Below are 12,677 nucleotides of genomic sequence, written 5' to 3' on the forward strand. Positions count from 1 at the left end.
GCCCGTTTCCGGCCGTCGTGACCTGCGGGGCGGCGGATAAATACCGCACACCGGCCGCACGAATGTTGTTATCGTCGCCCGCTGCCGCCCGACGGCGGCCTCGACCGTACCCAGGAGCCTTTGTGACCCTTGCCCCAACGGAACTGACCATTCGTCCGCTCACCGGAGCGGACGAGCTCGGTCTCTTCTGCCGTCTTCCGTACGTCCTCGACCACGAGCTCGCCGACGACCTGGCCACCGGCCGCCGCCGGCCCGAGTGGATGTGGGTGGCCCTGCGCGGCGACCACCTCGTGGCCAGGATCGCCTGGTGGACGGGCCAGGACGGGGGCACCCCGCAGTTCCTGGACTTCTTCGACCTGGACGACACCCTGCCGGAGCCGGAGCGCGGTGAGATCGGGCTGAAGCTGCTGGAGACGGCGACCGCCTCGGTCGTGCCCGCCGGGACCGTCCCGCCCGAGTACGGCCGCTACATCCCGCCGGACTGGCGCGAGGACCCGGCGGCGCGCGACGTCGTCGAGGCCCGGATACGGGTGATGGAGGCGAGCGGCGCGCGGATGCTGGTCGAGCGGCTGCGCCTGGAGTGGCGGGCGGGCACGCCCGTGCCCGAGGACACCGGCAGGCTGGTGTTCCGCCAGGTCTCCGGACGCGAGGACCTCCTCACCCTGATGACGCCGGTGATGGCGGGAACCCTGGACGCGCACGGCCAGGCGGACCTGGCGTCCGGCCTGAGTGCCCGCGAGGCCGCGGAGAAGCAGTACGACGAGGAGTTCGCGGGTCTCAGGACTCCGCAGGAGTGGTGGCGTATCGCGGAGCTGCCGGACGGCGAACCGGTCGGTTTCGTCATTCCGGCCCGGAACAACTACCACCCGATGATCGCGTACATCGGGGTTCTGCCGGCGCACCGCGGACACGGATACATCGACGACATCCTGGCCGAGGGCACCCGGGTGCTCGCCGCGCAGGACGTGGAGCGCATCAGGGCGAGCACCGACGTCGGGAACGTCCCGATGGCGAAGTCGTTCGAGCGCCTGGGCTACGTCAACTTCGAGCGCTCCTTCGACATGGTGTGGGACTGACGCAAAACGGGTGGACGACCGGGCTCGGGTTCCGTACCGTCGGTGCGGAACCCAGGTCCCGGATGCGGAAGGAGGCGAGTCGGATGCGTACAGCTTCGTTCCCGCGCTCCCGTCCCGTCCGCAGGGCGGTGTCGGACTCGGTCTGACCGGGAGCGCACCACGCTTCTCGTCACGAGTCCCGGAGGACACACCCATGACCGATACGGTCATCCGCGCGCTCACCCAGAGCGACGCACACCTTTTCGATTCCCTGCAGAGCCCCTGCCTCGTCGGCCGCGCCGCGTTCGGCCACCGCTACGCCACCGTTCACGACGGCGGTGAGTACCGCCCCGAGTGGACCTGGGTCGCTCTGCGCGACGGAGTCGTCGTCGCCAGGGCGGCCTGGTGGGGCGGCCCCGACGACACCGAGCCCGTGCTGGTCAACTACTTCGACTTCGCCGAGGGCGAGGACGAGGCGGCCGCCGAACTGCTGCGCCGTGCGCCGTGGTCGGTCGAGTACGAGCTGATCGTGCCGGCCGGCTGGCGGGACACCCCCGAGGTGCGGGCAGCCGCCGGGGCACGGATCGCCGCGGCCGAGGCGGCCGGTATGAAGCTGCTGGTCGAGCGCTACCGCTACGAGTGGACGCCCGGGGACGGTCTGCCCGAGCGGCCCGGCAGGCTCGACTTCCGGGAGGAGCCGGACGACGCGGTGATCCTGGACGTCCTGCGGCGGGTCCACTCCGTGACGCTGGACGCCCATGCCCGGCGTTCCATCGAGGGCCCGGGCGGCCTGGAGAAGGCCGCCCAGGAGGAGCTCGACTTCTTCAACTGGTGCCCCTCACCACGCTCCTGGTGGCAGCTCGCCCACACCCGGGACGGCGAGCTCGCCGGAATCCACGTTCCGGCGCGCAATCCGGGCGGGCCGTGCGTCGGCTTCATCGGGGTCGTGCCCGAGGCGCGTGGTCACGGCTACGGCTACGACCTGCTCGTGGAGACCACGCACTTCCTGGCCGGCCAGGGTGCGACGTCGATCGCGGGCGCGACCGACCGGGGCAACACTCCGATGGCTGCCGCGTTCTCCCGGGCCGGTCACCGCATCGTGCAGGAGCGCATCCACCTGGTGTGAGCCGCTCGTGGCCGCCGGGGCGTCAGCCCGTCCCGGCGGCGCGCTGGGCACTGATGACGTCGCGGTACCAGGCGTACGACTGCTTGGGAGTGCGCCGCAGCGTCTCGTAGTCGATGTGGACCAGGCCGAACCGCTTGCTGGCGCCCTCGGTCCACTCCACGTTGTCCGTCAGTGACCAGGTGAAGTAGCCGCGCACGTCGACGCCCGCGTCGATGGCCGTACGCAGCGCCCCCAGGTGTCCTTCCAGGAAGGCGATGCGCCGGCCGTCGGCGACGGGCTCGTCGACGGCGCAGCCGTTCTCCGTGATGTAGACGGGCGGCAGCCGGTCGCCGAAGCGGCTCTGCAGTTCGCCGAGCGTCTCGGCGAGCCCCTCGGGGACGACGGGCCAGCCGAAGTCGGTCGTGTCGTACCCCTCGATCTCCCTGATTCCGAAGGGGAGTTCGGACGGCATCGTGTAGCCGGAGAAGGACTCGAGCGCCTCGGGGCGCGGGGCGCCCACGAGGGTGGGGTTGTAGTAGTTCACCCCGTACCAGTCGAGCGGCGTCGAGATCACCTTCAGGTCGTCCTCGACCGGGCCCGGCATCAGGGCGGCGAAGCCCTCGTCGGGGTAGCGGCCGGTGAGGACCGGGTCGGCGAACAGCCAGTTGGTGAGGGTGTCGTAGAGCTCCGCTCCCATGCGGTCCTCCTCGGACTCCCCCGCGGTCCACACGGGCGTGTGGGAGAGGGCGATGCCGATGTTGTCGGCGCCCGCGGCGCGCAGCGCCCGTACGGCCAGTCCGTGGGCCAGCAGTTGGTGGTGGGCGGCGGGCAGCGCGTCGAACAGGAGGGTGCGCCCGGGCGCGTGCTCGCCGAGTGCGTAGCCGAGCATCGTGACCTCGGCCGGCTCGTTGATGGTGATCCACATGGGTACGCGGTCGGCGAGGCGCTCCGCGACGATTCCCGCGTACTCGGCGAAGCGGTAGGCGGTGTCCCGGTTGAGCCAGCCGCCGGCCTCGTCCAGCGGGAGCGGGGTGTCCCAGTGGTAGAGCGTCGGGGCGGGGGTGATGCCGTGGGCGCAGAGCTCGTCGACGAGCCGGTCGTAGAAGTCCAGCCCCGCCGGGTTGAGCGCGCCGCTGCCGCCCGGTACGACGCGGGGCCAGCTGATGGAGAAGCGGAAGGCGTCCGCACCGAGTCCGGCGAGCAGGGCGACGTCCTCGCGGTAGTGCTCGTGGAAGCCGGTGCCGCGGGTGGTGTCGGTGCCGTCCTTGATCCGGCCGGGCTGTGCGGCGAAGGCGTCCCAGCCGGAGGGCCCCTTCCCGTCGGCGTCGAACGCCCCTTCGGTCTGGAAAGCGGACGCGGAGGCTCCCCAGAGGAATCCGGGTGGGAACGTCGGCACGGTCATCTCGGCCTCCAGCAGCCGTAAGGGGGACCTTGGATTACTGCCCGGGTTCTCTACGTATGAGCAGAACCCGGTAGGGCAATGATCAGGACCAGACCCTAATCGCCGACAATGGGCTCACTCCAGTCTCCCGGGGCCCCGAGTGCGACTTCGGCCGATCGTTGGGCCCGTTGCAGGGCATCCGGTTCATGGACGAGGAGTGGTGAATGCGTTTCGAGGTGTGGGCCCCGCGAACCGAGTCGGCCGTGCTGCGGACCGCGGGCGGGCGGCAGCCCATGGAGCGCGATCCGCTGCGGGAGGGCTGGTGGACGGCCGAGGCCGAGGCGGCCGACGGTGACCGCTACGGCTTCGTGCTGGACGACGGTCCCGTGCTCCCCGATCCGCGTTCGCGCCGCCAGCCGGACGGTCCCGACGGCGAGAGCGCGGTCGTGGACCCGGCCGCGTACGCCTGGCGCAACGAGTGGGCAGGGCGGGGGCTGCCGGGCGCGGTCCTGTACGAGCTGCACATCGGTACGTTCACCGAGGCGGGTACGTTCGACGCCGCGGCCGAGCGCCTCGGGCATCTCGTGGAGCTCGGTATCACCCATGTGTCGCTGATGCCCGTCTGCCCCTTCCCCGGAACCCATGGCTGGGGGTACGAGGGGGTGTCGCTGTGGGCGGTGCACGAGCCGTACGGCGGCCCGGACGGGCTGAAGCGCTTTGTCGACACGGCGCACGGCCTGGGTCTCGCGGTCGTCCTGGACGTGGTCCACAACCACCTCGGCCCCTCGGGCAACTACCTCCCGGCCTTCGGCCCGTACTTCACCGATACGCACCACACGCCCTGGGGCTCGGCCGTCAACCTCGACGCCCCTGGCTCGGACGAGGTCCGCTCGTACCTGCTGGGCAGCGCGCTCGCCTGGCTGCGGGACTACCGGCTGGACGGGCTGCGCCTGGACGCCGTCCACGCGCTGGCCGACGGCCGCGCGCTCACCTTCCTGGAGGAGCTGTCCGGGGCCGTCGACGCCCTGGCCGCCGAGCTCGGCCGGCCGCTCTCCCTGATCGCCGAGTCCGACCTCTGCGACCCTCGCACGACCACCCCGCGCGAGGAGGGCGGCCTCGGGCTGCACGCCCAGTGGAACGACGACTTCCACCACTGTCTGCACACCGCGCTCACCGGCGAGTCCAAGGGCTACTACGCCGACTTCGCCTCCGCCCCGCTGGCCGCGCTCGCCAAGACCGTCACCAGTGCGTTCTTCCACAACGGTACGTACTCGAGCTTCCGGGGCCGTACGCACGGCCGTCCCGTCGACGTCACCCGCGCCCCCGCCCACCGCTTCGTCGGCTACGCCCAGACCCACGACCAGATCGGCAACCGGGCCCTCGGCGACCGGCTCGCCGCCACCCTCTCACCCGGGCTCCAGGCCTGCGCGGCGGCCCTCGTGCTCACCGGCCCCTTCACCCCGATGCTCTTCATGGGTGAGGAGTGGGGCGCCCGCACACCGTGGCAGTTCTTCACCGACCACACCGACGCGGAGCTCGCCCGGGCCGTACGCGACGGCAGACGGCGTGAGTTCGCGGCGCACGGCTGGGCCGAGGAGGACATCCCCGACCCGCAGGACCCGCTCACCCGCGCCCGCTCCTGCCTCGACTGGAGCGAACCCGAGCGCGAACCGCACGCCCGCGTCCAGGCCTGGTACCGCGAGCTGATCGCGCTGCGCGGGGCCATGCCCGACCTCTCCGATCCCGATCTGGCCTCCGTCAGGACGGCGTACGACGAGGAGGCGCGCTGGCTGGCGTTCCGCAGGGGCGATCTGCGGGTCGCGGTCAACCTCTCCGGGAAGCCGGCCACCATCGCGCTGGGCGGCGGCCGTCACCGCACCGGCGGGGGCAGGGTGCTGGCCGCCTGGGATCCGGTGGACGCACCGGGCGGCGACGGGCTGCTGCACCTGCCGCCGGAGTCGTGCGTGATTCTGGCCGACGACTGAACAAGTCCCTTGCCTTCGGGTGCACTTCAACTCGTAGCTTCACCACTGAGCAACGGGAACAAGCGAAGGGGACCCAATGAAGCAGCGATTCCTCGGCCGTTCGGGGCTGCGCGTCAGCGAGCTCTGCCTGGGGGCCATGACCTTCGGCCAGGACACCGACGAGGCGAGCGCCCACCGGATCCTGGACGTCTTCACGGAGGCGGGCGGGACGTTCATCGACACCGCGGACGTCTATCACCGCGGTGTCTCCGAGGAGATCGTCGGCCGCTGGCTGAAGGGCCGCAGGCGGGACGATCTGGTCGTCGCCACCAAGGTGTTCGGGACGATGGGCGAGGCGCCCAACGCGGGCGGGCTGAGCCGGAAGCACATCGTGTCGGCCGTGGAGGCGAGCCTGCGGCGGCTCGGCACGGAGTACATCGACCTCTACCAGACCCATGTGTGGGACGCCACGACGCCCGTCGAGGAGACCCTCTCGACGCTCGACACCCTGGTGACGTCGGGAAAGGTGCGCTACCTCGGCGCGAGCAACCTGTCCGCCTCCCAGCTCCAGCGCGCGCAGGACCTGGCCGGGCGCAACGGCTGGGAGCGCTATGTGAGCCTCCAGCCGCTCTACAACCTGCTGGCCCGCGAGCTGGAGTGGGAGCTCGTCCCGGTGAGCCTGGCGGAGGGCGTCGGCATCATCCCCTGGAGCCCGCTCCAGGGCGGCTGGCTGACCGGTAAGTACCGGCGGGGCATGACGGCCGCGGCGCCCGGCACCCGCGAGGCCCGCTACCAGGAGGAGCTCGGCCGCGAGGCCTGGCGGGAGCGGGACAACGAGGAGACCTGGCGGGTCGTCGAGGCGCTGGTCGCGGTCGCCGAGGAGGCGGGGCGCACCCCCGCGCAGGTGGCGCTGCGCTGGCTCCTCGGCCGCCCCGGCGTGACCGCACCGATCATCGGGGCCCGCACGGTCGAGCAGCTGACCGACAATCTGGGTGCCGTGGGCTGGGACCTGACGCCGGAACAGGAGACGCGGCTGGACGAGGCCAGCGCACGTCCGCTGCCCTACCCGTACGACGTGCTGCACCGCTTCCGCGACCGTGAGCCGCAGGACTGATCAGTCGACGACCGCCAGTTCGCGCGGGGTGTTGTTGAGCCGCCGGCCGCCGTCCTCGGTGACGGTGACGATGTCCTCGATCCGGACGCCGAAGCGGCCCGGGAGGTAGATGCCGGGCTCCACCGAGAAGCACATGCCGGGCACCAGCGGCTGCTCCTCGCCCTCGATCATGTAGGGCGGCTCATGGGTGGTGACACCGATGCCGTGGCCGGTGCGGTGGATGAAGCGCTCGCCGTAGCCGAACTCGGTGACGACGGCGCGCGCCGCCCGGTCGATCTCCTGGCAGGCGACGCCGGGCCGCACCGCGCGGAAGCCCGCCTCCTGCGCCTCCCGTACGACGTCGTGCACCCGCTGCTCCTCCGCGGTGGGTGCGCCGACGTGCACCGTACGGGAGGTGTCCGAGCCGTAGCCGTGCTTGAGGCCGCCGAAGTCGAGGACGACCATGTCGCCCTGCTCGATGGTGCGCTCCCCGGCCTCGTGGTGCGGGTTGGCGCCGTTCGGGCCGGAGCCGACGACGGTGAAGTCGACCTGCGAATGGCCGAATTCGACGAGCAGGGCGGAGAGATCCGCGGCGACGTCGGTCTCCTTCCGGCCGGAGAAGCGGACCTTCAGGATCTGTTCGTACGTGGCGTCGGCCGCGGCCCCCGCCGCGGCGAGCCGTTCCAGCTCGGCTGCGTCCTTGACCGCGCGCAGCATCGGCAGGGCGGCGGTGAGGGAGGCGTACGAGGTGGCGGGAAGGAGCTCCTGCAGCGCGAGCAGGTGCAGCGCCCAGGCGTTGTCACTGACCCCGAACCGGCCCTTGTCGCCGAGCAGTTCGGCGGTCAGGGCGTAGGGGTCCGCCGCGTCGGTCCAGTCCCGCAGGGTGAGGACGGGGGCGCCGACGGCACGCTCGGCGTCGGCGGCCTCCAGGGCCGGGACGACGAGGACGGGGTCGTGGCCCGCCCTGATGACGAGCAGGGTGAGGCGTTCGGTGGCGGCGGTCGGCCGGTATCCGGTGAGGTGGACCAGGTCGGGGCCCGGCGCCACGAGGACGCCCGCGAGGCCTGCGGCGTCGGCGGACTCGGCCGCCCGGGTCATCCGGGCCCTGTAGTCGTCGGCGGTGAAAGGTACGGGCTGGTCGGGGCTGGACATGACGGACCTCCTGGCGGGGCGACGCGGCACACAGCATCCTGCCCGTACGTGCCGGTGGATGCGAACGCATTCGGAACGCGGCGCGGGGCCGTACGACCGGGCCGGCTACTTCGTCCGGGCGCCCGCCGCCGGGCCTCCCGCCCGGTCGTCGGCGTCCAGCATGCGCCGGAGCAGCGCGGTCAGCGTCTCGCGTTCGGCGGGTGACAGGCACGCCAGGAACGCCTCCTGGGACTCCTCGGCCACCTTGAGCAACCGGCGCTGGAGCGCGGCCCCTTCCTCCGTCAGACCGACCACCTGCCGCCGCCGGTCCGCCTTGTCCCGGGCCCGGTACACCAGGCCGCGCTCCTCGACGAGGTCGAGGTAGCCCCCCAGGTGGCTGCGCTGGAATCCCAGGCGTTCCGCCAGCACGTGCTGCGGCAGCGGCCCGAAGTCCGCGAGGGCGGTCAGCGTGGCGAAGTGGGGCAGCCGCAGGTCGTACTCGCCCACGGACGCGACCAGTGCGTCATGGCCGATGCGCCCCACATGGCTGGCGAGGTACGAGGGCAGCGCCAGCAGGCCCGGCGGGCGGGAGCCCCGCTCCATGGCCTCGGAAGGGACTGCGCCGTCGGGCCCGCACTCGGGGGATTCGCTCATCCACGCATGCTATCCGGTCAGTGACTGGACGTAAGGATGACGTCATGTAATGATTCCGCCGTGCTATTAATTCGACGCTCCGCCCGCACCCCTGCCCAACCGCCGACGGCGGACCCACGACGCCGCACCGCGGCACCTTTCGCGGCCCTCCTCCTCGCCGTGCTGTCCTTCTCGCTGATGCAGACGATGGTCGTCCCGGCGCTCCCCGGCCTCCAGCGCGAGTTCAACGCCTCCGCGACCGCCGTCTCCTGGGTTCTCAGCTCCTTCCTGCTCACCGCTTCGGTGGCCACCGCGCTGCTCGGCCGGGTGGGCGACATGTTCGGCAAACGGCGGGTGCTCCTCGCGAGCCTCACCGTCTTCGCGGCCGGCACTCTGCTGGCCGCGCTGTCCGACTCGCTCGGGCCGCTGATCGCGGCCCGCGCCGTCCAGGGCGTCGGCTCGGCCGCCTTCCCCCTGGCTTTCGGGATCGTGCGCGACCAGTTCCCGCGTGAGCGCGTGCCTGCGGCGATCGGCCTGATCTCGTCGACCTTCGGCATCGGCTTCGGCATCGGGCTCGTCATCCCCGGCCCCCTGGTGGATGCCCTGAACTGGCACTGGATCTTCTGGACCGGTCTCATCGTGATCCTGGCGGGCATCGCGGCCGTGGCCGCGTTCGTCCAGGAGCTCCCGGTCCGCTCCCCGGGCCGCATCGACTGGGGCGGCGTGGTGCTGCTGAGCGCCGGCATCGTGGCCCTGCTGATCGCCATCAGCCAGGGCAGGTCCTGGGGTTGGACGTCAGGCGGCATCATCGCCCTCTTCGCGGCGGCCGTCGTACTCCTCGTGGCCTTCACGTACGTCGAGAAGAAGGTCCGCGAGCCCCTGATCGACATCGAGCTGCTGCGCCGTCCCGCCGTCCTGTCCAGCCACGTCACGGCGCTCGTCATCGGTTTCGGCATGTACGGCGCGTTCACCCTCGTGCCGCTGCTCGCCCAGACGCCCGCCGAGGCCGGGTACGGCTTCGGGGCCTCCGTCACCGAGTCCGGACTGTTCATGGTCCCGATGGCCGTGACCATGCTGATCGCCGGCCCGCTCGCCGGACGGATCGGGGCCGCCGCGGGCTGGAAGCTGCCGCTGGTGCTCGCCTGCCTGATCGGGGTGGCCGGCTTCGTCGTCTACGCCACGGCCCACGACAGCGAGTGGGCGATGTACGCCGGCTCCGCGGTGCTCGGCACCGGTGTCGGGTTCGCCTTCGCGGCCCTGGCCAACCTGGTCGTCAGCGCGGTCGACCGGAACCGGACCGGAGAGGCGACCGGCATCAACACCGTCATGCGCACCGTCGGCGGTTCGCTCGGCGCGCAGATCGCGGCCTCCCTCGTGGCGGCCCGGACGGTCCCGGGCACCCGGCTGCCCGCCGAGTCCGGCTACACCACCGCCTTCGCGATGTCGGCGATCGCCCTGGCCGTGGCCGCCCTCGTGGCACTCGCCGGCCCGGGAGCACTGTGGCGCACGGCCACCCCACCCGTTACCAACCCGGGCGAAGGCCCGTCCACCGCCTAGGAGTTGACCCACATGCCCGACTACGGACACAACCTGCTCTTCGGCACCGTGCTGATGCCGTCGGCCGGACAGGCCGAGGAAGCGGTCGCCTCGGCACAGGCCGCCGACCGGGCCGGCCTGGATCTGGTGAGCGTCCCGGACCATCCGTACCGGCCCGGTCTGCTCGACGCCTGGACGGTGCTCTCCTTCATCGCAGCGTCCACCTCCCGGGTGCGGGTCTTCCCCAACGTCGCCAGTCTGCCGCTGCGGCCGCCCGCCGTACTGGCCCGCGCCGCGGCCGGCCTGGACCGGCTCAGCGGCGGCCGGGTGGAGCTGGGGATCGGAGCGGGTGCCTACTGGGACTCCATCGCCGCCGACGGCGGGACGCGACGCACCCCCGGCGAGGCGGTGCGGGCGACCCGAGAGGCCGTCGAGGTCATCCGGGCGCTGTGGACCCAGGGCGGTAGCGTCCACGTCGACGGCGAGCACTACAGGCTCGACGGCGCGTCCTCCGGCCCCGCTCCCGCACACCCCGTCGGGATCTGGATCGGCGCGATCGGCCCCCGGATGCTGGACCTGACCGGGTCCGTCGCGGACGGCTGGCTGCCCAGCGTGCCGCACGTGCCGCCGGGGCGACTCGCGGCAGGACACCGGATCATCGACGAGGCAGCCGTCCGTGCGGGCAGGCCCCCGGACGCGGTGCGCCGCCTCTACAACCTCTCGCCGGGACCGGGCGGCTTCCCGGAGGGGCCGCCCGGGGCCTGGCCCGAGCAGCTCGCCGCACTGGCCCTGGAGCACGGGACGAGCGCCTTCCTGCTGCCCGTCCAACAGCCGCGCCTGCTCGAACTGTTCGCCGCCGAGGTGGCGCCGGCCACCCGGGAACTGGTGTCCACGGCACGCCGGAGCGGTACGGACACGGCGTCCGGCGACCGTCCGCGTCCCTCTGCGGAGGCTGCGGGCAGCGACCTGCCGCACGGGCGCGGAGGATCGCCGCCGGAACGCCTGTCCGTCCGTGCGACGCCCGACGACCGTGTGCGCCGGTCGGCCGAACGGCTGTGGGACGAGTCGACCCGCCCCACCGGGCCCGCCGTCGACCCCGATCGACGGTATGCACGCAGCGCCCAGGAGCCGGCCCGCAATCTGGTCGCCGCGCACGACCGGCTCCGCTCGGACCTGGACCGACTCCGCCACGTGGTGCGCCAGGTGCTGGAGGACGGTGCGGATCCCGGTGGGGCCAGGTCCGGGATCCAGAAGCTGAGCGTGCGCCGGAACAGCTGGGCGCTCGGCGCGTACTGCGCCTCCTACTGCCAGGTGACCACCCTGCACCACACACGGGAGGACCAGGACCTCTTCCCGCACCTGCGCCGGTCCGAGCCGCTCCTGGCACCGGTGCTCGACCGGCTGGCCGAGGAGCATCACGCCGTGCGGGGAGTCATCGACAGGCTCGACCGCGCGCTCGTCGCCTTCATCGGGGACGGTTCGGGCAGGGACGGCCTGCAGGCCGCCGTCGACCTGCTCGCGGACGCGCTGCTGTCCCATCTCGCCTACGAGGAGCGCGAACTGATCGAGCCGATGGCGCGGTTCGGCACCGGCTGGTGACAGCAGGCCCGCCGGCCTGACTCCTCCGGGCGGGTGCCCGGAGGTGTCAGGGCGTGTCCGGCAGCCGCACGACCAGGTCGGCGCGGTCGCGGTACCGCTCCACCAGCCGGGCGTTGGGTTCGTCGGACCGGGCGACCCAGCGTTCCGCGTACGGGCGCGGCTTGCCGAACCGCACGTGCCGGTCGACGAGCCTGCGCGTCCGCAGCCCGGGGTCGACGTCGACGAACCACACCTCGTCGAGCAGCCCGCGCACCGGCGCCCAGGGCCCTTCGGCCAGGAGCAGGTAGTTGCCCTCGGTCACCACGAGCGGGGTGTCCCGGGGGACGGCCACCGCCCCGGCGATCGGCTCCTCCAGACTCCGGTCGAACGCCGGTGCGTACACCGGGCCCGGCCCTTCGGGGAGGCGCAGCCGCCGGAGCAGGGCCGCGTATCCGGCGGCGTCGAAGGTGTCGGGGGCTCCCTTGCGGTCGGCACGGCCGAGGCGCTCCAGCTCGGCACCGGCCAGGTGGAAACCGTCCATCGGGACGAGGACGGCGTGTCCTTCGAGCGCCTCGACGAGCCGGGCGGCCAGGGTGGACTTCCCGGCTCCGGGCGGTCCCGCGATGCCGAGGATGCGGCGCCGGCCGGGGGCGGCGAGGCGGCGGGCGCGGACCGTCAGCTCGGTGAAGTCGCTCGTGACCATGCCGGGCATTGTCCCCGGGCGCAGCAGGACGGCGTTAGTGTTACGTATAACCGGCGCGCACAGCCGTCCAGACGTGAATGTCCGTCCACTCGAGGAACCCGAGGCCCCCCCATGTCCCACATCGCTCTGGTCACCCTGGTCGTCCGCGACTACGACGAGGCTCTCTCCTTCTACACGGACGCTCTCGGATTCGAGCTCATGGAGGACACGGACCGGGGCGACGGCTCGCGCTGGGTCGTCGTGCGCCCGCGCGGCACCCAGGGCACGGGGCTGCTGCTGGCGCGCGCGAAGGGCGAGGCCCAGCTGGCGGCCGTCGGGGCGCAGGCGGGCGGCCGGGTCGGCCTCTTCCTGCACACCGAGGACTTCGCGGGCGACCACGAGCGGATGCGGGCCGCCGGGGTCCGCTTCCTGGAGGAGCCGCGCCACGAGGTGTACGGCTCGGTCGCGGTCTTCGAGGACCTGTACGGCAACCGATGGGACCTGCTGCAGCCCGCCTGA

The 12,677-nt window shown here is 72.5% G+C and carries 11 protein-coding genes; 7 read left to right on the top strand and 4 right to left on the bottom strand.

Translation table 11 applies throughout. The annotated features are described in order from the left end of the window. The first annotated feature begins 122 nt into the window (after nucleotides 1–122). Both OG257_RS08695 and OG257_RS08700 read left to right on the top strand, forming a co-directional pair. Entirely contained in the window at nucleotides 123–1,076 is a 954-nt protein-coding gene (locus OG257_RS08695; protein WP_329206253.1) for a GNAT family N-acetyltransferase, read from the top strand. Nucleotides 1,077–1,269: 193 nt separating this feature from the next. Beyond that, the gene (locus tag OG257_RS08700; protein WP_329206254.1) at nucleotides 1,270–2,181 is read left to right on the top strand and encodes a GNAT family N-acetyltransferase; all 912 of its coding nucleotides are present in this window, start codon (nucleotides 1,270–1,272) and stop codon (nucleotides 2,179–2,181) included. A 22-nt stretch (nucleotides 2,182–2,203) separates the two neighbouring features. Here OG257_RS08700 and OG257_RS08705 read toward each other — a convergent pair whose 3' ends face one another. Then, complete coding sequence (locus tag OG257_RS08705) at nucleotides 2,204–3,562, bottom strand: GH1 family beta-glucosidase (protein WP_329206255.1); 1,359 nt, start codon at nucleotides 3,560–3,562, stop codon at nucleotides 2,204–2,206. A 203-nt stretch (nucleotides 3,563–3,765) separates the two neighbouring features. On the opposite strand from OG257_RS08705, the gene treZ reads away from it, so the two are divergent. Together treZ and OG257_RS08715 are read left to right on the top strand one after the other, a co-directional pair. Next, a complete protein-coding gene (treZ, locus tag OG257_RS08710) occupies nucleotides 3,766–5,526 on the top strand; it encodes a malto-oligosyltrehalose trehalohydrolase (RefSeq protein ID WP_329206257.1) in 1,761 nt (586 codons plus the stop codon). Nucleotides 5,527–5,602: 76 nt separating this feature from the next. After that, nucleotides 5,603–6,619, top strand: a complete 1,017-nt coding sequence (locus tag OG257_RS08715) for an aldo/keto reductase (protein WP_329206259.1) — start codon at nucleotides 5,603–5,605, stop codon at nucleotides 6,617–6,619. Here the strand turns inward: OG257_RS08715 and OG257_RS08720 are convergent, their stop codons facing one another. Both OG257_RS08720 and OG257_RS08725 read right to left on the bottom strand, forming a co-directional pair. Continuing rightward, nucleotides 6,620–7,750 carry an aminopeptidase P family protein gene (locus tag OG257_RS08720; RefSeq protein WP_329206261.1) on the bottom strand — a complete coding sequence of 377 codons (1,131 nt, stop codon included), beginning with the start codon at nucleotides 7,748–7,750 and terminating at the stop codon, nucleotides 6,620–6,622. A gap of 105 nt (nucleotides 7,751–7,855) precedes the next feature. Further along, a complete protein-coding gene (locus OG257_RS08725; RefSeq protein ID WP_329206262.1) occupies nucleotides 7,856–8,383 on the bottom strand; it encodes a MarR family winged helix-turn-helix transcriptional regulator in 528 nt (175 codons plus the stop codon). Nucleotides 8,384–8,443: 60 nt separating this feature from the next. Between OG257_RS08725 and OG257_RS08730 the strand changes: the two genes are divergently transcribed. Together OG257_RS08730 and OG257_RS08735 are read left to right on the top strand one after the other, a co-directional pair. Next, entirely contained in the window at nucleotides 8,444–9,919 is a 1,476-nt protein-coding gene (locus OG257_RS08730) for an MFS transporter (protein ID WP_329206264.1), read from the top strand. A 12-nt stretch (nucleotides 9,920–9,931) separates the two neighbouring features. Next, nucleotides 9,932–11,497, top strand: a complete 1,566-nt coding sequence (locus OG257_RS08735) for an LLM class flavin-dependent oxidoreductase (RefSeq protein WP_329206266.1) — start codon at nucleotides 9,932–9,934, stop codon at nucleotides 11,495–11,497. A 46-nt stretch (nucleotides 11,498–11,543) separates the two neighbouring features. Here OG257_RS08735 and OG257_RS08740 read toward each other — a convergent pair whose 3' ends face one another. Then, nucleotides 11,544–12,179, bottom strand: coding sequence for a nucleoside/nucleotide kinase family protein (locus OG257_RS08740; RefSeq protein WP_329206267.1), 636 nt, complete (start codon nucleotides 12,177–12,179; stop codon nucleotides 11,544–11,546). 111 nt (nucleotides 12,180–12,290) lie between these two features. On the opposite strand from OG257_RS08740, the gene OG257_RS08745 reads away from it, so the two are divergent. Further along, nucleotides 12,291–12,677 (top strand): VOC family protein, encoded by a 387-nt coding sequence (locus tag OG257_RS08745; RefSeq protein ID WP_329206269.1) that lies wholly within the window; start codon nucleotides 12,291–12,293, stop codon nucleotides 12,675–12,677.

It is taken from the genome of Streptomyces sp. NBC_00683 (assembly GCF_036226745.1).
Classification (GTDB): Bacteria; Actinomycetota; Actinomycetes; order Streptomycetales; family Streptomycetaceae; genus Streptomyces.